The following is an 18,513-nucleotide window of genomic DNA, read 5'->3' on the forward strand; positions in this document are numbered from 1 at the left end:
TCTAGTCATGGATGCGGAGACCTGGCCTGCGGGATGGCTGCGCGGCGTGATCGAGCTCGCGGTTCTGGCGATCGTGTCCGAGGGCGAGACCTACGGTTACGTCGTTGGCACCCGCTTGGCCGAAGCCGGACTCGGCACGATCAAAGGCGGCACCCTGTATCCGCTCCTCAATCGACTCGAGGAGAGCGGAGCGCTCGCCGCCGAGTGGCGGCTGGGCGCCGGCGGTCCAGGCCGCAAGTACTACACGGTGACACCCGCGGGCCGAACCCGCCTCGCCCAGGAGCGCCGGCAGTGGCTGGCGTTCTCGGGCCGGGCCGCCGCGGTCATCGATCCCGAAGGACACATCGAACGAAAGGGCGCATCCGGTGACTCGCGAGACAGTTGAGAAGTACACCGCCGAACTCATCGAAGAGCTCAGGGAGCGAGAGGTGAGGGGAGCGGTCATCGGTGATGCGGTCGCTCAGGTCGAGAGTCACACCGCCGAAGCGGATGAGGACCCGACGGAGGTCTTCGGGACACCGCGCGAGTTCGCTGCGCAGCTCGCGCGCGGACGCAAGAAGTCGATCGGCTGGCCGCTCTACGTCGCCTCCGCCGTCCTCACCATCGGAGGAACGCTGCTCCTGCTGAAAGGGATCTTCGCGGCAATGCAGCACCAGGAACTCCTGTGGGGGATCCCGTCCCTCGTCGGGATCGTCGTCGGCGCCCTCGCGATCGTCGCCTGGATCATCCTGATGGTGATCGCGATGGACCCGATCAAAGACCCCCGCGGACGCCGTCAGGCCTGATCTCGCTCGCTGTCGCCGCGAGGATCCTGTTCGCGCGTGATCTCCGTGGCGACCTCGATCGAGATCTCGATCGCCCGGCGGGCGAGCGGGGAGTGGGATCTCCGCGCCGGCCAGTGCAGATGGATCTCTCGGGGCGGCACCGCCGGTCGCAGCTCGTGCACGCTGAGTCGGTCGTCTGACGGGACGCCGGCCGCGCTCCCCTTCGGCCACGGAGAGGCGCTGGCCTGGGACATCACCGGCGCGCGGCTCATCCCGCTCGCGGGCATGGGGCATCAGATGCCGCCGCCCGTCCTCTGGCGCACCGTGGTCCCCGCCATCCTGTCGATCTCCGGCGGTCAGGAGGGCACGGGTTCCCCCTCGGCGCTGTGACTCCGGTAGGGTCTCCGGCATGGCCACCGCAACGACGCAGTCCCCGAAACGCGAGGCCTTCGGGTCGCGGAACGTCTTCATCCTCTCGGCGATCGGCTCCGCGGTCGGCCTCGGAAACATCTGGCGTTTCCCCTACGTCGCCTACGAGGGCGGCGGCGGCGCGTTCCTCATCCCCTACCTCTGTGCGCTGCTGACCGCGGGCATCCCGCTGCTGTTCTTCGACTACGCGATCGGCCACCGCTTCCGCGGATCGGCGCCGCTCGCCTTCCGCCGCATGCATCGCGCGGCCGAGCCCCTCGGCTGGTGGCAGGTGCTGATCTGCGTCGTGATCGCGGTGTACTACGCCGTGATCGTCGCCTGGGCCGGGATGTACACGTGGTTCTCGGCGCAGCTCACCTGGGGCGCCGGCAACGAGGAGAACTTCTTCGGCACCGACTTCCTGATGTCGGAAGACGTGAACACGGTCGGCGTCTCCACAGAGTTCGTCCCGCAGGTCGGCGTCCCGCTGATCGCGGTCTGGGTGATCGTGATCGGCATCATGGCCCTCGGCGTGAAGCGCGGCATCGGCAAGGCGAACATGATCCTGATGCCGCTGTTGACGGTGATGTTCGCGGTGCTCGTCGTGCAGGCGCTGTTCCTGCCCGGCGCGATGGACGGTCTGAATGCGTTCTTCACCCCGAACTGGGAGGCCCTCGCCGACCCGGGCGTCTGGGCGTCGGCATACGGACACATCTTCTTCTCGCTCTCCGTGGCGTTCGGCATCATGGTCACCTACTCCTCCTACCTGAAGCGCAAGACCGATCTCACGGGCTCGGGCCTCGTCGTCGCCTTCGCCAACTCGGGCTTCGAGATCCTCGCCGGAATCGGCGTGTTCGCCGCTCTCGGATTCATGGCTCAGGCGCAGAGCACAGATGTCGCGGGCGTCGCCACCTCCGGCATCGGACTCGCGTTCGTCGCCTTCCCGACGATCGTGTCGCAGGCGACCGGCGGATCGATCATCGGCGTCCTGTTCTTCGGTGCGCTGGTCTTCGCCGGCATCACGTCGCTCATCTCGATCCTCGAGGTGATCGTCGCTGCCCTCCAGGACAAGCTCGGCTGGGGACGCATCCGCACCACGCTGACGGTCTCGATACCGCTCGCGGTCATCTCTATGGCGCTGTTCTCGACGACCACCGCACTCTCCGTGCTCGACACGACGGATGCTTTCGTCAACGCCTTCGGAATCATGGCGGTCGCGCTGGTGGCGGTCGTGGTCGTCGCGTGGCTGCTGCACAAGCTGCCGACCCTGCAGGAGCACCTCAACCGGCGCTCCAGCTTCCGCGTCGGCCTGATCTGGAAGATCGCGATCGGCGCACTCGCCCCGATCGTCCTCGGCTACCTCTTCGTCACCGAACTCATCGCGAAGATCTCGGAGCCGTACGGCGGCTTTCCCGCGTGGTTCCTCGCGGTGTTCGGGTGGGGCATGGTGATCGCCCTGGTGGTCTTCGCGATCCTGCTGTCGCTCCTGCCGTGGAGCAAGCGCTCGCACGCGAAAGACGATCCCGAGTACGACGAATTCCTCGTCGACGAGCACTACGACCCCGACCCGGAGACGGGTGCCGTGCCGCTGCAGAAGCCGGCCGAGAACGGAGCACGCGCATGACCACGCCAGCCATCATCATGATGATCATCGCCATGGTGACGGTGTGGGGCGGACTCGTCGCCGGCATCGTCAACCTCGCGCGTCACCCCGAGGAAGCGGACTCCGAGCCTGCTTCGGTGCCGGTCGAACTCTGAGCGGACGGAACCCTCTCGTTCTCGAAGCAGGTCAGGCGGCGCCGAACTCCTCCGAGTCGAATTGCGCCGAATCCGACTGCACCGACCGTGCGATGCCGACCGGCTCGCACTGCGTGTTCTCGTCGGCCACCCCGAACCGGATCAGCTCGCGCGCGTCTGCGCGGTAGTCGGGTGGGGCGGATGCGAGCGCCGCCGCGTCGAGCAGTGTGAAGTCGGCCGATGTGCCGACGACGCGCAGGGCGCCGGCGGGGAGGCACTGCGCCGCGAGCTGGAACTCGCCGGGACGCTGGTACACGGTGGCCCCGGTGATCGACCACGCCGTGAACTCGTTCGCGGTGGACGTGCACAGCCAGTTCTGCTGTGCGACGCCGTGCACGCGCAGGAGTCCGGTGTTCGCCGGCAGGTGCAGTGCCTGACGGAGTTCGAGGAGGACTCCGACGGAGCCGGTCATCACATCGACGAGGATGCGCGTGATCTGCGCGTCGACCAGAAGCTCGGTGCGAAGGAACGGATTGACGGAGTCCGGGAGCTCCGGAGCGTCGATGGGTACACCGGAGAGCACATCGTTGACCTTCATGTTTGCGCTGCCTCCACCAAATTTCCCCAGGACTATCGAGAATAGACGCCTATCCTTCACACTCGCCGAATCCACTGTGATGGAACTGGGATCCGGCTATGGTTTCGGTGGTGTTTGCGGCGGTGTCGGAAGCTCGTGCGACACTGACCTCACAACCCGGAGGCCCGCCATGGCGAACGAATCCCCGAAGCCGCTCGACCCCAAGAAGAGCGTCGATGCCTATCAGGCGAAGCGCGGAGAGATCCGCGTGATCGAGGTGCCGCCGATGCAGTACCTGATGGTCGACGGTGCGGGTGACCCGAATGTGGTCGCGGCCTTCAGCGAGGCCGTGAGTGCCCTGTTCCCCGTCGCCTACACACTGAAGTTCGCGAGTCGCCGGGAGCTCGGCATCGATACCGTGGTGATGCCGTTGGAGGGACTGTGGCACGCGCCCGACATGGCGACGTTCACCTCGCGGCGCGACAAGTCGACGTGGTTGTGGACGCTGATGATCATGGTGCCCGATCACGTCACGCCCGAGATGTTCGCCGATGCGGTCGACGCCGTGCAGAAGAAGAGCGAGAAGAAGAAGGAGTCGCTGCCTGCGCTGGCTTCCCTGCGCCTGGAGACCCTCGACGAAGGGCTCTGCGTCCAGACCCTCCACGTCGGGGCGTTCGACGACGAAGGGCCTGTGCTCGCCGATCTGCACGACCGTTTCATCCCTGAGCGCGGTCTGCAGATGCGCGCGCGCCACCACGAGATCTATCTGAGCGACCGACGCCGCGTCGAACCGGCGAAGCTGCGCACGATCCTCCGTCAGCCGGTGGCCGCCGTCTCCTGATCGCCGCGGTCGGTCGGGTGCGAGCAGAAATCAACCCCCTCTCCGTGGTTGCCATCTCGCACGTATCCTTCATCGATGAGCACCGTCAAGGACGCCGCGCGCGCCACCAAGGACTCCGACGGGTTCCGTCGGGTCGCCCGAGTCGGCTTCATCGTCGTCGGCGTGATCCACATCATCATCGGCTGCATCGCCATCTCCATCGCGGTGGGCGGCGGCGGAGATGCGGATCAGGACGGAGCGATGCAACAGGTGCGCAACAGCCCGATCGGTGGGCTGCTCCTCGCCGTGATCGCCGCAGGCCTGGTCGCTCTCGCCGTCTGGCAGATCGCGAGCGCCTTTCTCGCCGCCGACCCGGCCGACACCAAGAAGTGGGGCAGGCGCGTCAAGTTCTTCGGCATCGCGCTCAGCTACCTCGTCATCGCCGGCATGGCGACGATCTTCGCCTTCGGTGGCAAGGCCGACTCCGAGAAGGCCTCACAGACCGTGAGCGCGGTGCTGCTGGCCGCGCCCGCCGGCGTCGTCCTGCTCGTCATCCTCGGCCTCACCGTGAGCGGGGTCGGCATCGGATTCATCGCGAGTGGATTCACTCAAGGGTTCAAGAAGCTGCTCGACCTGCCGTCCGGCACTGCGCGCGGCGGCATCGTGACCTTCGGAGTGATCGGCTACATCGGCAAGGGGATCGCGGTCACCGTGACCGGCGTGCTCTTCGTCGTGGCCGCCCTCACCGACGACCCCGACAGATCGGCAGGGCTCGACGGGGCGCTGCACAGCCTGCTGACGCTGCCATACGGACCGATCGTGCTGTGCACCGTGGGCGCCGGGCTGGCGGTCTACGGCCTGTTCTGCATCGCGCGCTCGCGCTACGCCCGGATGTGACGGCGCCGTCCGCGATCAGGTGCTGGCGGGCTTGTCGCTCCACACCAGGAGGAAGGCGCCGAGCGCGATCATGAGCCCTCCGCCGGTCGCGCCCATCGCCTCGATCCGTCGCGGGGAGCGTCCGAACCAATCGCGCGCGGCGCTCGCGAGCAGTACCCAGATCGCATCGCACGAGACGCCGATCGACACGACGATCGCACCGAGCACGAACAGCTGGAGCGGCACCGACCCGGCGTGCAGATCGACGAACTGGGGGAGGATCGCGAGGAAGAAGGCGATCGACTTCGGATTCGTGACCCCGACGACGAACCCTTCGAGCAGCAGGCGCGGCCCGGAGCGCCGAGTGGGCGCGGTGCCCATGGCGCGGGCCGCGTCCTTCCGATGGCGGATTGCCTGGATGCCGAGGAAGATCAGATACCCGGCACCGAGCACCTTGACGATGGTGAACAGCACCACCGACTGGGCGACCACCGTCCCGATCCCGAGTGCGACCGCCACGACCAGCACGATCGAGCCGACCGCGGTGCCGACGATGCTGAGGAATCCACCCAGACGGCCGAGGGCCATGGCGCGACCGATCGTGAACAACACGGTCGGGCCGGGGATGACCACCATGACGAAAGCCGCGACGATGAAAGTCGCGAGAGTCTCGGCGCTGAACATGGTGTGAGCCTAGGGCACCGCCCGACCATCAGCTGCAGATGAGAAACTGGAACGATGAGCTCTTCTCCGGCTGCCGACGTGATCGCCCCGCTGAGCGACGCCGAGGTGCGGCGCCTCCGCGAGGATTTCCCGATCCTGCAGACGCAGGTGCACGGGCATCCGCTCGTCTACCTCGATTCGGGTGCGACCTCGCAGCGACCGTTCGCGGTGCTCGACGCGGAACGCGAATTCGCCACGACCATGAACTCGGCCGTGCATCGCGGAGCGCACACCCTGGCTGCCGAGGCGACCGAGCTCTTCGAAGACGCACGCAGCACCCTCGCCCGATTCGTGGGCGCCGACGACGACGAGATCGTCTGGACGTCGAACGCCACCGAGGCGATCAACCTCGTGGCCTACGCGCTGTCGAACGCATCCATCGGGCGCGGGGGAGAAGCTGCCGCCAGGCTCCGCCTGCGCGAGGGCGACGAGATCGTCACGACCGAGATGGAGCATCACGCTAACCTCATCCCGTGGCAGGAGCTGGCCGCGCGCACCGGCGCCACTCTCCGTGTCATCCCCCTGGACGACGACGGCGCCCTGCGGCTCGATGTCGCAGCCGAACTCATCGGCGCGCGGACGAAGCTCGTCGCGTTCACCCATGTGTCGAACGTGCTTGGCGTCGTCAACCCGGTCGATCGGCTCGTCGTGCTCGCCCGCGAGGTCGGCGCGCTCACCCTGCTCGATGCCTGTCAGTCCGCCCCGCACCTCCCGCTCGACGTCCGCGCTCTCGACGTCGACTTCGCAGTGCTTTCCGGGCACAAGATGCTCGGCCCGACCGGCATCGGCGCGCTGTACGGCCGCCGCGCACTGCTCGAGGCGATGCCCCCGTTCCTGACCGGCGGTTCGATGATCACTACCGTCACGACCACCGAGGCCGAGTACCTGCCGCCGCCGCAGCGCTTCGAAGCGGGGACGCAACGGGTCTCGCAGGCGGTCGCGCTCGCTGCCGCCGTCGACTACCTCACCGCGGTCGGGATGCCGCGCATCGCGGCGCACGAGGCGGCCTTCGGGCGTCGGCTCCTCGATGGGCTGACCGCGATCGACGGCGTGCGGGTGCTCGGCGCCGGGATCGATCTGCCGCGCGTCGGGCTCGCGAGCTTCGACGTGGCCGGCATCCATTCGCACGACGTCGGGCAGTTCCTCGACGATCTCGGGATCGCGGTGCGCGTCGGGCACCATTGCGCGCAGCCGCTGCACCGACGTCTCGGCGTCACCTCGTCGACGCGGGCGAGCACCTATCTCTATACGACGGATGCCGAGGTGGACGCCGTGGTCGACGGCGTGGCCGGAGCCATCGAATTCTTCCGGAGGGGCGCATGAGCGACCTGCAGAACCTCTACCAGGAACTGATCCTCGACCACTCGCGTACGCCGCACGGCTACGGCCTGCGCGAGGCGATCCCGGCGCAGTCGCATCAGATCAACCCCACCTGCGGCGACGAGGTGACCCTGCAAGTGCACCGCGCCGCCGACGGCAGCGTCGAGGCGATCGCCTGGGAAGGCCATGGTTGCGCCATCTCGCAGGCCTCGGCGTCACTCCTGGCCGAACTCGCCGAGGGGCTCTCGGTCGCAGACCTCGAGGTCCGCATCGCGGCGTTCCGCGAGGCCATGCGCTCGCGCGGCAAGATCGAGCCCGATGAGGAACTGCTCGGTGATGCGGCGGCCCTCGGCGGGGTGTCGAAGTACGTCGCCCGCGTCAAGTGCGCGATGCTCGCCTGGGTCGCGGCAGAGGACGCACTGTCGCGAGGCTGAGGACCTCATCCCGGGAATAGCCGCGCCGCGCAGGCGTTGGGCCGAACATGACAACTCTCGGAATCATCGGTGCAGGACACATCGGCAGCCAGGTCGCCCGCGTGGCGGTGGCGAACGGCTATGACGTCGTGATCGCGAATTCGCGCGGACCGGAGACGCTCGCAGACCTGATCTCCGAGCTCGGCCCGCGGGCGAAGGCGGCCACCGCGGCGGATGCTGCGACAGCAGGTGACGCCGTCGTCGTGACCGTGCCGCTGCGCGCGATCGACCAGCTCCCCGTCGACGAGCTCGCCGGAAAGATCGTCCTCGACACCAACAACTACTACTTCGAGCGCGACGGCCACATCGATGCGCTCGACAAGGGCGAGACCACCACCTCGGAGCTGCTGCAGCGCCGCCTGCCCACCTCGAAGATCGCCAAGGCCTTCAACCACATCTACGCGTCCGAGATCACCACCGACGGAAAGCCTGCCGGTACGGCGAACCGCCGCGCCCTCGCGACCGCGGGAGACGATGCCGAGGCGATCGAGTTCGTCACTCGCCTCTACGACGAGGCCGGGTTCGACACGGTCAACGTCGGGCCGCTCAGCGAGTCGTGGCGGGTCGAGCGCGACCGACCGGCGTACGTCGCCAGGCAGAACGCCGAGGAGCTCACCGCCAACCTCGCGATCGCGAACCGCCTGCCCTGAGTCTCTGACCACGGGGAGAGAGCGGATGCTGCGGCATCCGCTCTCTCTGCGTAGGCGCGCGGATTCGCCGTGAGGCGGTTGGGATACCAAAACTTGGTGAACGGTCATTCAGGTGAGAGAATGCGGGCATGACGGCGGCGGGGGCTACCGGCGAACTCGAGTCGGTCAGGGTGACGCGTATTCTGCGTGACGATATCGTGCTGGGCCGCCGTGTGCCCGGTTCCCGCTTGGTGGAGCGCGACATCGCCGCCGAGATGAACGTGTCGCGGCTCCCGGTTCGCGAGGCGATCCGCACTCTCGTGGCGGAAGGCGTCGTCATCTCCAGGCCGCGGAGCTGGGCGGTGGTCCGCGAATTCACCGACCGCGACATCAAGGACTTCGCAGAGGTGCGCGAATCGATGGAGACCCTGATCTTCGTCTTCGCGGCCGAACGACACGACGATGCCGGGCTGGCTCGCCTCCGGGAGACCCTGGACCGCGAGTGGGAGGCGGCGCGGGCGGGGAATGCGGAAGACGCCCGATCGGCTGCCGGTGAGTTCCACGAGATCGCCGCGAAGTTGGCCGGCAACGAGATGCTGTGCGAGCTGATCGACGTGTTCTCGACACGCCTGCGCTGGCTGTTCGGGCAGCACGACGACCTATTGGCGATGGCGGCGGAGCATCGGGTGCTCTTCGACGCGATCGCCGCGCGCGACACCGACACTCTGCGTCGGATCGTGCCAGAGCATCTCGCAAGCGGCCAGGTCGCCGCTGAGCTGCGCCTCGCGAGCAGCGACATCGCGATCTGACCGACGCTCCCCGCATTCGGAGGGCGGGGGCCGCGCCTGCGACCCTGGCCTCGCGGGACGACGTTGACGCCGGTTGTATATTGGGCACACCGGAGCCGTTCCGGCACTGTCGCGTGTGTTCTGGGGAGCGAGATGCGTCGTCTTGCTGTCGTCGTGGGAAGCCTGCTGCTGGTCGGCGGAGCTGTGCTCGTGGTGGTCGCAGATCAGGAGCGCGCGACGGCTGTCGCCGCCATCCGAACCCAGATCGCTCAGGTCGAGGAGCAGCTCGACGCGTCGCGCGGTGACAACCTCCTCCTCGCGGAGAAGCTCACGGCGCTGCGCTCCCAGATCGCGGAGCAGGACGCGAAGCTCGCCGACACGACAGGATTCTTGAAGTGATCCGCCGCGTCGTCTCCGTCACCGTCGCCGCGGCGATCCTGCTGTCGGCCGGTGTCGTCGCCCGGGCGGATGCGCTCGAGCACCAGCGCGTCGAGGCGATCGCCGAGCTCACGGCGCTGGCGGCGCAGGCGCATTCCGCCGCTCAGCGCACGGACTACCTCGCGGGTGCCGCGGAGCGCGCCGAGGCGGACACGGCCGACCGTGCCGCGGTGCTGAGCGTGCGACCGGCGTTCGTCGTCGAACTGAAAGCCCTGCGCGCCGCACTCGACGGCGCGAAGGGCAAGGTCGACACGGAAGCCCATCGCGCATCGGCGCTCTCCGCGCAGCAGACGGTCCTCGCCGAACGGGCGAACCCCGACACGGTGACGGCTGCGACGGCGACCGTGCACGCGCTCACGGCGAAGGTCGGCGGCGAGGTCACGGCGTGGCAGGCGGCGCAGAGCAGCGGGCCCGGTGGCCCCGCATGGACGACGAGCGGACCCGACGGCTACGCGCGTGTTCGTGCAGCACTCGACCGCGTCGGAGGTGGAGGCGTCGGGCTGTACGAGTCGTCTTCATGCGCCGGGGGCAATGCGCCGGCCTGCGCCAACAGCAGCGGATACATCAAGTACCGCGCCGACATCGCGAACTGGAGCGAAAGTCGGCTGAACTGGGCCATGGCGCACGAACTCGCCCATATCCATCAGTTCCGGGTGTGGGGCGCGCTCAACTCCTCGTCGGCTTACGGATCGCTGTTCGGCGGTGACCCGGAGTTCCTCGCCAACTGCATGGCCGTGGTGCGCGGCTATCCGGGGTCGGTGGGATGCAACGGCGAGCAGCAGGCCTGGGCGTCGGGCATCTGGGTCGGCGCCGTCCGCTGAGCAGCGCTTTCAGGCGATCGGAGTCCTCAGGAGATCGGAGTGGTCGTGTCGATCGCCGCTCGCAGGGGTCGGCGCATCACGCGCCAGTACGCCGAGGGGGCCGCGCGCACCAGCACGTCGATCAGCCGCGCCTCGCGTCCGACCATCGCCCGCGCTGTTCTGCGCTCGGTGGCGCGGACGATGAGGGCAGCGGCATCCGCGGGCTCCGTGTGGTACATCTTGGCCTGCGCTGCTGCGGCCCGCGCCGCGACATCCGGATCGATCGCGGCCGCGTACCGGCCGTGCAGGATGATTCCGGTGCGCACGCCGGCGGGGTAGACCGCGCCGACCGTCACCGAGCTGCCCTCCAGCTCGTGTCGCAGCGCCTCGGAGAACGCCCGTACGGCGAACTTGCTCATCGCGTAGGGGATCCGACCGGCGGGTGCCGCCATCGCGTAGACGCTGGCGAGGTGCGTGATGTGCGCGGAGGGCGCCGCTCGGAGGGCCGGGAGGAGAGCCTTCGTGACCGATACCGTGCCCCACAGGTTGACGTCGGTCAGCCAGCGCATCTCCTCCATCGTGAGCTGGTCGAGGGTGCCCAGCATCGACGAACCGGCGCACGTGATCAGGGCATTGATCCGCGGGTGTGCGGCGGTGATCTCGGCGACCCCGGCGAAGACCGCATCGTCGTCGTGGAGGTCGATCACGTGCGTGGTGACGATGGTTCCGTCCAGCGTCTCGGCCAACATGGCGAGGGCGGCGGCATCGTGATCGATGAGCGCGAGGTGCACGCCGCGCGCGGCGAGGAGTCGGGCGATCTCTGCGCCCATCCCGTTCGCTGCCCCCGTGATCACCGTGGTGCTGCCGACGAGATCGAGATGCTTCACTGCGGCCTCCTGCGGGCGCGGTCGGGGTGGGCGCCAAGCGAATGTCGGATGGGTGGGGGAACCTGATCCGGAACCCATTCTGACCGACACCGCGTCGGAGTGATACCGGTACGCTCGAGGAGAGGAGGTCGCGGTGGGACGAACAGCGGATGCCATCGCCGAAGGCGTGGCGATCGCGACGGCTGCCGCGCGCCTCGCCGTGAAGAACCACATCCTCGTGGGGACCATCGCCGAAGACGGCGTCTTCGACATCGACAAGTACATCGCCGACGCCCGTGAAGCCCTCGGTGCGATGGCCGCAGAGGCCGAAGAAGCTGCCGCGAACGTCACGGCGCTGCGCAAGCGGGCGCGGGGCCGTCACTCCGACCCGCATGGCACACACGACTACCGCGACCGCGATGTGCGCAACCTCCGACGCCGCGCCAAGCAGTCCACCGGAGTCGGCGTGCGCTTGCGCGAGATCATGCAGGATCGGGACCGTGTGAGCGAGATCGTCGAAGAGGCGCGGGAGGCCGCATGGGCCGACGTGCGCCACAACCTCGACCGCCGTCTGCGGGTCGAAGGCATGCGCCCCGACCAGGATCCCGACTACGGCCGCATGCGAGATGCGCGTATGCAGGCGTTGCGTCTGGTCGACCTCCAAGCACTGTCATCGGAGCAGCGTGCCCGCGCCAAACGTCGCAAGAAGCAGGCGAAGGCCGACGCCACCGACGACTGACGCCTCGTTTCGCAATCCCGCCGGGACTGTTGTAGGCTTATCGTCGGCCCGAGGAGCGGTTTCCGCCTCGGGGCCATGCGCCCGTAGCTCAATGGATAGAGCATCTGACTACGGATCAGAAGGTTAGGGGTTCGAGTCCCTTCGGGCGCACACTGTGTTGAGACAGTACAGAACCCCCGTCGCGTAAGCGGCGGGGGTTCTGCTTTTGTCCGGCGGTCCGTCTGGGTGGCGGATGCCGTCAGTCTGCGGTGCCGATCCTGCCGAGCGCCTCCCGGTCGACGACCTCGCCGGAAGTCACAGCGTCCACCAGGATGAGTGTCGCGTCGGCGGCGAGCCGCGGGCCGTCGGGACCGCGGACCCCGGTGATGGTGGGCACGGGTGCGAGGAGCAGCCCGGCGTCGACGAATCCGAGATGCGCGACGCCGCCGAGCGTCACTCGTACCGCGTCGTCTCCGAGGAATTTCTGCACCGCGGCATCGTACTCGGGGTTCGCATCGGCGTCGCCGGCCACGAGGAAGATCGCGGGGACTCCCAGAGGCGAGGCGTCGGCTGAGCGCGGCATCCCGTCGATGTCGATCACACCGCGGATCCGCTCGTCCAGGCGTGCCGCCTCCACCGCGGCCGCGCCGCCGAGTGAGTGGCCAGCCGCGATGAAGTGGGACGTGTCGGCGTGGTCGAGGGCGGGGACGCCACTTTCTCCCCGGTCGACCAGGTCGATCACGGCGCTGATGTCATCCGCGCGGATCGTGGCCGATAAGTCGGCTGCGGCCTGGTCGCGCTCGTCGTCACCGGTCGCGACGAGTTCACTCTCGGCGGTCGACCCGTCCGCGAGCTCGGCGCCGGCCGAGTCGTAGGGGTGGTCGATGCCGACGACGATCACGCCGTGGCTGGCGAGTTCCTCCGCCCACGACGTCATCAGCCATCGGGTGCTCCCGGAACCCGGCGAGGCGATCACGACCGGGAATCTCCCCTCGGCGGGCGCGGCGTCCGCTGAGGCGTTCGTTCGCGCGCGGGCTAGTCCGTCGAACACCAGCGCCGGCATCCCGTACTGGGCGGCGAGTGCCTCCGTCAGTCCATCGACACGATCGCGGTCGGCGAGGTAGGCGGCGGCATCCCCCGATGCGGATGCCGGGTACCAGACGGTGGCGGGGATCGACCGGGTGCCGTCTGCTGCTTCCGCTCCGTCCTCACCTCGCGAACCGCGGGAGTCGTCGACCCACACCGTCGTGGTCACGCTGACGGTCTGAGGGCCGCTCGGCGCCGGCACGTGCACGGGCGGAAGGCCCCACGCCGCGCCCGCCAGGATCGCGATCGCGACGACGACAGCGGTCCCGCCGACGCGGGAGAGGACCGTGAGTCTGCCGGAGCGCGCCCACGCGACGGCGCCGGCGACGAAGAGACCGGCGACGGCGAGCGCGATCACCTGCCAGCGGGTCCCCTCCATCCAGAAGGCGACTCCGAGCCCGGCGAGCGTCATGATGCCGACTGCCGCGACGGGGAGGAGCGACCGCTTCCGCGTCGCGAACCCCGTGATGAGCGTCGCCACGAGTCCTGCGGCGACGGCGATATCGAGCCAGGGCATGGGTCTCCTCCGGATGGTGCGGGTGAGTGCTCAACGCTATGCGCGGGGACCCGCCGAGGTCGTCATCCTCCGGGCGGTCTCCCGTACCTCGGAAGGATGACGCCGTGTCTACAACAGGCTCGTGATCGCCGGATCGCGCCGCGCGACCTCGGCCGCCGTCGCCACGAGAACCCGGCGCATCGCGGCGACCGCGACCGCCGGCGTGACGTCGGATCGGTGCGCGAGGCTGACCGTGCGGGTCATCATCGGATGCGCCAGGCGCACCGAGCGCAGGGCCGGACGATCGAGCAGCACCATCGCCGGCACCACGGCCACGCCGAGACCGCGCTCGACGAAGCGGAGCACGGCATCCATCTCCGCTCCCTCCAGCACGGGCTTCGGATCGAGTCCGGCGGAGCGGAACGCAGCATCCGTCGTCGCGCGCAGCTGGTACGACACATCAAGCTCGATCAACGGAAGTGTCGCGAGATGATCGAGTCCGATCGCGGGCGTCACTGCCACCGGCGGCTGGGATGCCGCAGACACGACGACGAGCTCCTCGGTGAGGAGGGGTGTGCGCGTCAGACTGAATCCCGTCGGCGGTGGCCCGTCCGATTCGGTGATGAGGGCGATGTCGACCGCGCCGACGGCGAGCTGCTCGACGAGCAGCCGCGACCCGCTCTCGATGAGATGGAGGTCGACGTCGGGGTGAGCGGTGTGAAACGTGCTGATCGCCTCGGCGACCAGGCTGATGCACAACGTGGGTGGAGCGCCGAGTCGCACGCGACCGCGGCGGAGTCCGGCCATCTCGCCCATCTCGTCGCGGATGGCGTCGGCCTCGGCGAGCATCCGCTGGGCGCGGGGGAGCAGGGTCTCGCCTGCGGCGGTGAGAGCGATGTGACCGCGGGCGCGATGGAACAGTTCGGCCCCGAGTTCGCGCTCGAGCGTCGAGATCTGACGGCTCAGCGAGGGCTGCGCGAGGTGCAGGTGCTCCGAGGCGCGGGTGAAGTGGCCGAGGCGGGCCACTTCGACGAACCCGCGCAGTTGCTCGAGGTTCATGACCATAGCCTACCCGCATGGTTCAGAGTCGAACTATGCATTGGAGTAATTAGGATCGCCTAACTAGCGTCGAAGGCATGAGCACACGCGAACGTCAGATCTCCACCACTGTCCTCGTCATCGGAACCGGTGGTTCCGGGCTGCGGGCGGCGATCGAGGTCGCCGAACACGGCATCGACGTCCTCGCCGTCGGCAAACGCCCCCGTCAGGATGCCCACACCTCCCTCGCCGCCGGCGGCATCAACGCCGCGCTCGGCACCATGGATGCCGACGACAGCTGGCAGCAGCACGCCGCCGACACCATCAAGGAGAGCTACCTGCTCGCCAACCCGCACACGGTCGAGATCGTGACGCAGGGCGCCGAGCGCGGCATCCGCGATCTCGAGCGCTGGGGCATGGACTTCGCGCGCGAAGACGACGGGCGCATCTCGCAGCGTTTCTTCGGCGCGCACACGTTCCGCCGTACCGCGTTCGCCGGCGACTACACCGGCCTCGAGATCCAGCGCACGCTCGTGCGCAAGGCCGAGCAGCTCGAGGTGCCGATTCTCGACCACGTCTACATCACCCGACTCCTCGTGCGCGACAACGTCGTGTTCGGCGCCTACGGATTCGATCAGGCCGACGGCACGCGCTACCTGATCCACGCGGATGCCGTCATCCTCGCTGCCGGCGGACACAACCGCATCTGGCGCCGCACCTCCTCCCGTCGCGACGAGAACACGGGTGACTCGTTCCGCCTCGCGGTCGACGCCGGGGCGCGGCTGCGCGACCCGGAGCTCGTGCAGTTCCATCCGTCCGGCATCATCGAGCCCGAGAACGCGGCGGGCACGCTGATCTCCGAGGCGGCTCGTGGCGAAGGTGGCATCCTGCGGAACGCGCTCGGCGAGCGGTTCATGGCGAAGTACGACCCGGAGCGGATGGAGCTGTCGACCCGCGACCGCGTCGCGCTCGCCGCATACACCGAGATCGCCGAGGGGCGCGGCACCGAGAACGGCGGCGTCTGGCTCGACGTCTCGCACCTGCCGCGCGAGACGATCATGACCCGTCTGCCGCGCGTCTACCAGACGATGATGGAGCTGCAGATGCTCGACATCACGACCGATCCGATCGAGATCGCCCCCACGGCGCACTACTCGATGGGCGGGGTGTGGGTGCGTCCGGAAGACCACCAGACCGACGTCGATGGGCTGTACGCGATCGGCGAAGCGTCGAGCGGCCTGCACGGTGCGAACCGTCTCGGTGGCAACTCGCTGATCGAACTGCTCGTCTACGGGCGGATCGTCGGACAGGCGGCGATCGCGCATGCCGCGGGTCTCGATGCGCAGCATCGCTCGGCCGCTGCCGTGGATGCGGCGCGGGCCGAGATCGCCGACCTGCTGGCGGCCGACGGGCGCGAGAACGTGCGCGCCCTGCAGCGCGCGATCCGCAACCTCATGACGGAGTACGCGGGCGTCGTCCGCTCGGAAGAAGGGTTGCGCGCCGGCCTCGCCGACCTCGACATGATCGAGGGGCGGATGGAGGACATCGGCATCCATCCCGACATCGCCGGGTTCCAGGATCTCGCGCACGCGTTCGACCTCAAGGCCTCAGCGCTCGCGGCGCGCGCCACGCTCGAGGCGGCGCTGGAGCGTCGCGAGACCCGCGGATGCCACAACCGCAGCGACTTCCCCGACAGCGACCCGACGCTGCAGGTGAACCTCGTGTGGAGCCTCCGCGATGGTGTGACGCGCGAGTCCATCCCGGAGATCCCGGCCGAGATCGCGGAACTCATGCGCGAGGTCGACACCGAGGGCAAGCTCGTCGAGTAGATCACTCGACGATCTGACAGGACGGGCGCGCGGTTCAGCCGGCTTGCGGCTCTTCCGTGTCGATGACGCCGATCCCGACTGCCTCATGGTCGGGCTCCGGCTCGTCGCGCTTCGGAGCCTTGGGTTCCTCGCCCGGGTCCTTCTCCGCGCTGGGCTCCTCGAGCTGCTCCGTGCTGGGAATCTCCTCAGGGCTTGCCTGCTCGGGAGATTCCGCCTGTTCGGGAGTCACAGCCGGTTCGGAGGTCTCGGCCTGCTCGGGTGTGGACTCCTGGTTCGGCGTGCTGTCGGTCATGATCGCCCCTTTCGTGATGTCGTCCTCATCAGGATGCCTCTGCCCTGGGCTGCGACGAAGGGGGTTGACGTGCGCCCCGTCCGGCGTCCGTGTCGACCAAGTTAATGCCGGTGAACCGAAGTGCGGGAATGACGCGTAGCCTGGTGATGTGACAGCGTACGTCTCGGCCTTCGACCTCTTCTCCATCGGAGTGGGGCCTTCGAGCTCCCATACGGTCGGGCCGATGCGCGCGGCGCTCGACTTCTCGCAGCGGCTCAGCGCCGCAGGCGTGCTCGCCCGCGTCGCCCGGGTCGGCAGCACGCTGTACGGGTCCCTCGGAGCGACCGGCATCGGCCACGGCACGCCGGACGCTGTCGTCGCCGGGCTCCGCGGCCTCTCTCCCGAGACCTGTGATCCGGCCGAGGTCCGCTCGGCCTGGACCACCTACCCGCCCGGGGAGCCGCTCCGGCTCGACGGGCATCACGATGTCGCCTTCACGAAAGAAGACATCGTCTTCGCGCCGCGCACGCGACTTCCCGGACACCCCAACGCCATGACCATCACCGCGTGGGACGCCGACGGCGCCATCGTGGCGGAGCAGACCTACTACTCGATCGGCGGCGGATTCATCCGTCGTGACGGCGAAGAGGCGCAGATCTCGACGGGCGGGTTCCCCTACGCGTATGCGGATGCCGCGTCGCTGCTCGCCCTCTGCGACGAGAACGGGCTCTCCATCGCGGAGATCGCCCGGCTCAACGAATCCTCGCTGCGCAGTGAAGAAGACGTCGCGGCAGGACTCGACGCGATCTGGGACGCCATGTCCGACTGCGTCGATGCGGGTCTCCACTCCGACGGCGTGCTCCCCGGCATGCTGAAGGTCAAGCGTCGGGCCGGGGCGATCCGCGGCCAGCTGGAGGAAGCCGAGGCAGACGGACACCGCGAGCTTCCCGGGGAATGGCTCGGCGCCTTCGCCCTGGCCGTCAACGAGGAGAACGCGGCCGGCGGACGAGTGGTCACCGCTCCCACCAACGGCGCAGCCGGCATCCTTCCCGCCGTCGCCATGTACTGGTGGCGATTCCTCGCCGACTCCGGCCTCGGGGCAGGCAACGCCGTCACGCCCTACGGCGAGCTCGTCGGCAGCGCGCTGCTCGGGTTCGAGTCCGGACCTGCGGCGATCGGGCGTCCCGCCGAAGAGCTGAGTCGCGACGAACACCTCCTCGCGGAGGCGAACCGCCGCCGCGGCATCCGCCGTTTCCTGCTGACCGCGACCGCTCTCGGATCGCTGTTCAAGGCGAATGCCTCCATCTCGGGGGCGGAGGGCGGATGCCAGGCGGAGGTCGGATCAGCCTGCGCTATGGCCGCGGGAGGTCTCACCGCGGTGATGGGCGGCACGAACCGACAGATCGAGAACGCTGCCGAGATCGCGATGGAGCACCACTTGGGGCTCACCTGCGACCCGATCGGCGGGCTCGTGCAGATCCCGTGCATCGAGCGCAACGCGATCGCCGCGTCCACCGCCGTCACCGCCGCGCGCCTCGCGCTGCGCGGCGACGGCAGCCACTACGTGTCGCTGGACGCCGTGGTAGAGACCATGCGGCAGACCGGCGCGGACATGTCGACGAAGTACAAGGAGACCAGCGAGGGCGGCCTCGCGGTCAACGTCATCGAGTGCTGAGCGGTCCCCTCTTGTCGACCCGCCCCGTTGTGTACGAGCCGCCCCTCTGTGTCCGTCCTCAAGGGGGCGGCTCGCACACAAGAGGGCGGCTCGCCTTTGTCGGGAGTCGCGGTTAGTCTCCCTGGATGACGGGACGGCTGGAGGATCGGATGGCCGGAGGGGCGGATGCCGAGGGGAGTCA

At 68.7% G+C, this 18,513-nt stretch carries 22 protein-coding genes and 1 tRNA gene; 17 read left to right on the forward strand and 6 right to left on the reverse strand.

Annotated elements, in window-relative coordinates:
* Nucleotides 1-7 precede the first annotated feature (7 nt).
* The 5 genes from V5D55_RS09820 to V5D55_RS09840 are packed head-to-tail and all read left to right on the forward strand — an operon-like array spanning nt 8 to nt 2,930.
* Complete coding sequence (locus V5D55_RS09820) at nt 8-385, forward strand: PadR family transcriptional regulator (RefSeq protein ID WP_435749218.1); 378 nt, start codon at nt 8-10, stop codon at nt 383-385.
* A complete protein-coding gene (locus V5D55_RS09825) occupies nt 366-785 on the forward strand; it encodes a hypothetical protein (protein WP_435749219.1) in 420 nt (139 codons plus the stop codon). The genes V5D55_RS09820 and V5D55_RS09825 overlap by 20 nt, the downstream gene beginning before the upstream one ends.
* Before the next feature lie 36 nt (nt 786-821).
* The gene (locus V5D55_RS09830) at nt 822-1,154 is read left to right on the forward strand and encodes a hypothetical protein (RefSeq protein WP_435749220.1); all 333 of its coding nucleotides are present in this window, start codon (nt 822-824) and stop codon (nt 1,152-1,154) included.
* A gap of 19 nt (nt 1,155-1,173) precedes the next feature.
* A complete protein-coding gene (locus tag V5D55_RS09835) occupies nt 1,174-2,796 on the forward strand; it encodes a sodium-dependent transporter (protein ID WP_435749221.1) in 1,623 nt (540 codons plus the stop codon).
* The gene (locus V5D55_RS09840; protein ID WP_435749223.1) at nt 2,793-2,930 is read left to right on the forward strand and encodes a methionine/alanine import family NSS transporter small subunit; all 138 of its coding nucleotides are present in this window, start codon (nt 2,793-2,795) and stop codon (nt 2,928-2,930) included. The genes V5D55_RS09835 and V5D55_RS09840 overlap by 4 nt, the downstream gene beginning before the upstream one ends.
* A gap of 31 nt (nt 2,931-2,961) precedes the next feature.
* Here V5D55_RS09840 and V5D55_RS09845 read toward each other — a convergent pair whose 3' ends face one another.
* Nucleotides 2,962-3,507 carry a hypothetical protein gene (locus V5D55_RS09845; protein ID WP_435749225.1) on the reverse strand — a complete coding sequence of 182 codons (546 nt, stop codon included), beginning with the start codon at nt 3,505-3,507 and terminating at the stop codon, nt 2,962-2,964.
* 169 nt (nt 3,508-3,676) lie between these two features.
* On the opposite strand from V5D55_RS09845, the gene V5D55_RS09850 reads away from it, so the two are divergent.
* Both V5D55_RS09850 and V5D55_RS09855 read left to right on the forward strand, forming a co-directional pair.
* The gene (locus V5D55_RS09850) at nt 3,677-4,327 is read left to right on the forward strand and encodes a GyrI-like domain-containing protein (protein ID WP_435749226.1); all 651 of its coding nucleotides are present in this window, start codon (nt 3,677-3,679) and stop codon (nt 4,325-4,327) included.
* Nucleotides 4,328-4,402: 75 nt separating this feature from the next.
* The gene (locus V5D55_RS09855) at nt 4,403-5,203 is read left to right on the forward strand and encodes a DUF1206 domain-containing protein (protein ID WP_435749227.1); all 801 of its coding nucleotides are present in this window, start codon (nt 4,403-4,405) and stop codon (nt 5,201-5,203) included.
* Nucleotides 5,204-5,218: 15 nt separating this feature from the next.
* On the opposite strand, the gene V5D55_RS09860 is transcribed toward V5D55_RS09855, so the two are convergent.
* Complete coding sequence (locus tag V5D55_RS09860; RefSeq protein WP_435749228.1) at nt 5,219-5,866, reverse strand: LysE family translocator; 648 nt, start codon at nt 5,864-5,866, stop codon at nt 5,219-5,221.
* A 54-nt stretch (nt 5,867-5,920) separates the two neighbouring features.
* On the opposite strand from V5D55_RS09860, the gene V5D55_RS09865 reads away from it, so the two are divergent.
* From V5D55_RS09865 to V5D55_RS09890, 6 genes are all read left to right on the forward strand, one after another.
* Nucleotides 5,921-7,228, forward strand: coding sequence for a cysteine desulfurase (locus tag V5D55_RS09865; protein WP_435742422.1), 1,308 nt, complete (start codon nt 5,921-5,923; stop codon nt 7,226-7,228).
* Nucleotides 7,225-7,659: a Fe-S cluster assembly sulfur transfer protein SufU gene (gene sufU, locus V5D55_RS09870; RefSeq protein ID WP_435742424.1), complete on the forward strand. Its 435-nt coding sequence runs from the start codon at nt 7,225-7,227 to the stop codon at nt 7,657-7,659. The genes V5D55_RS09865 and sufU overlap by 4 nt, the downstream gene beginning before the upstream one ends.
* 47 nt (nt 7,660-7,706) lie before the next feature.
* Nucleotides 7,707-8,348 carry an NADPH-dependent F420 reductase gene (locus V5D55_RS09875; RefSeq protein WP_435742426.1) on the forward strand — a complete coding sequence of 214 codons (642 nt, stop codon included), beginning with the start codon at nt 7,707-7,709 and terminating at the stop codon, nt 8,346-8,348.
* A gap of 128 nt (nt 8,349-8,476) precedes the next feature.
* Nucleotides 8,477-9,136, forward strand: a complete 660-nt coding sequence (locus V5D55_RS09880; protein ID WP_435742428.1) for a GntR family transcriptional regulator — start codon at nt 8,477-8,479, stop codon at nt 9,134-9,136.
* A 132-nt stretch (nt 9,137-9,268) separates the two neighbouring features.
* Entirely contained in the window at nt 9,269-9,514 is a 246-nt protein-coding gene (locus V5D55_RS09885) for a hypothetical protein (RefSeq protein ID WP_435742430.1), read from the forward strand.
* On the forward strand, nt 9,511-10,374 hold the full coding sequence (locus V5D55_RS09890; RefSeq protein WP_435742433.1) for a hypothetical protein: 864 nt from the start codon (nt 9,511-9,513) through the stop codon (nt 10,372-10,374). The genes V5D55_RS09885 and V5D55_RS09890 overlap by 4 nt, the downstream gene beginning before the upstream one ends.
* Nucleotides 10,375-10,400: 26 nt before the next feature.
* On the opposite strand, the gene V5D55_RS09895 is transcribed toward V5D55_RS09890, so the two are convergent.
* The gene (locus V5D55_RS09895) at nt 10,401-11,240 is read right to left on the reverse strand and encodes an SDR family NAD(P)-dependent oxidoreductase (protein WP_435742435.1); all 840 of its coding nucleotides are present in this window, start codon (nt 11,238-11,240) and stop codon (nt 10,401-10,403) included.
* A gap of 133 nt (nt 11,241-11,373) precedes the next feature.
* On the opposite strand from V5D55_RS09895, the gene V5D55_RS09900 reads away from it, so the two are divergent.
* Both V5D55_RS09900 and V5D55_RS09905 read left to right on the forward strand, forming a co-directional pair.
* The gene (locus tag V5D55_RS09900) at nt 11,374-11,958 is read left to right on the forward strand and encodes an asparagine synthase (RefSeq protein ID WP_435742437.1); all 585 of its coding nucleotides are present in this window, start codon (nt 11,374-11,376) and stop codon (nt 11,956-11,958) included.
* Between the two features lie 77 nt (nt 11,959-12,035).
* Nucleotides 12,036-12,108 (forward strand) — tRNA-Arg (locus V5D55_RS09905).
* 88 nt (nt 12,109-12,196) lie between these two features.
* Here V5D55_RS09905 and V5D55_RS09910 read toward each other — a convergent pair.
* Both V5D55_RS09910 and V5D55_RS09915 read right to left on the reverse strand, forming a co-directional pair.
* Nucleotides 12,197-13,540, reverse strand: a complete 1,344-nt coding sequence (locus tag V5D55_RS09910; RefSeq protein WP_435742439.1) for an alpha/beta hydrolase family protein — start codon at nt 13,538-13,540, stop codon at nt 12,197-12,199.
* Nucleotides 13,541-13,648: 108 nt separating this feature from the next.
* On the reverse strand, nt 13,649-14,584 hold the full coding sequence (locus V5D55_RS09915; RefSeq protein ID WP_435742441.1) for a LysR family transcriptional regulator: 936 nt from the start codon (nt 14,582-14,584) through the stop codon (nt 13,649-13,651).
* A gap of 71 nt (nt 14,585-14,655) precedes the next feature.
* Between V5D55_RS09915 and V5D55_RS09920 the strand changes: the two genes are divergently transcribed.
* Nucleotides 14,656-16,386: an L-aspartate oxidase gene (locus V5D55_RS09920; protein WP_435742443.1), complete on the forward strand. Its 1,731-nt coding sequence runs from the start codon at nt 14,656-14,658 to the stop codon at nt 16,384-16,386.
* Nucleotides 16,387-16,420: 34 nt separating this feature from the next.
* On the opposite strand, the gene V5D55_RS09925 is transcribed toward V5D55_RS09920, so the two are convergent.
* Nucleotides 16,421-16,678 (reverse strand): hypothetical protein, encoded by a 258-nt coding sequence (locus V5D55_RS09925; protein ID WP_435742444.1) that lies wholly within the window; start codon nt 16,676-16,678, stop codon nt 16,421-16,423.
* Nucleotides 16,679-16,826: 148 nt separating this feature from the next.
* Here V5D55_RS09925 and V5D55_RS09930 point away from each other — a divergent pair, with 148 nt between their 5' ends.
* Nucleotides 16,827-18,332: an L-serine ammonia-lyase, iron-sulfur-dependent, subunit alpha gene (locus tag V5D55_RS09930; protein ID WP_435742446.1), complete on the forward strand. Its 1,506-nt coding sequence runs from the start codon at nt 16,827-16,829 to the stop codon at nt 18,330-18,332.
* Nucleotides 18,333-18,513 lie beyond the last annotated feature (181 nt).

Origin of the sequence: Microbacterium sp. PMB16 (assembly GCF_051294855.1) — a bacterium.
Lineage (GTDB): Bacteria > Actinomycetota > Actinomycetes > Actinomycetales > Microbacteriaceae > Microbacterium.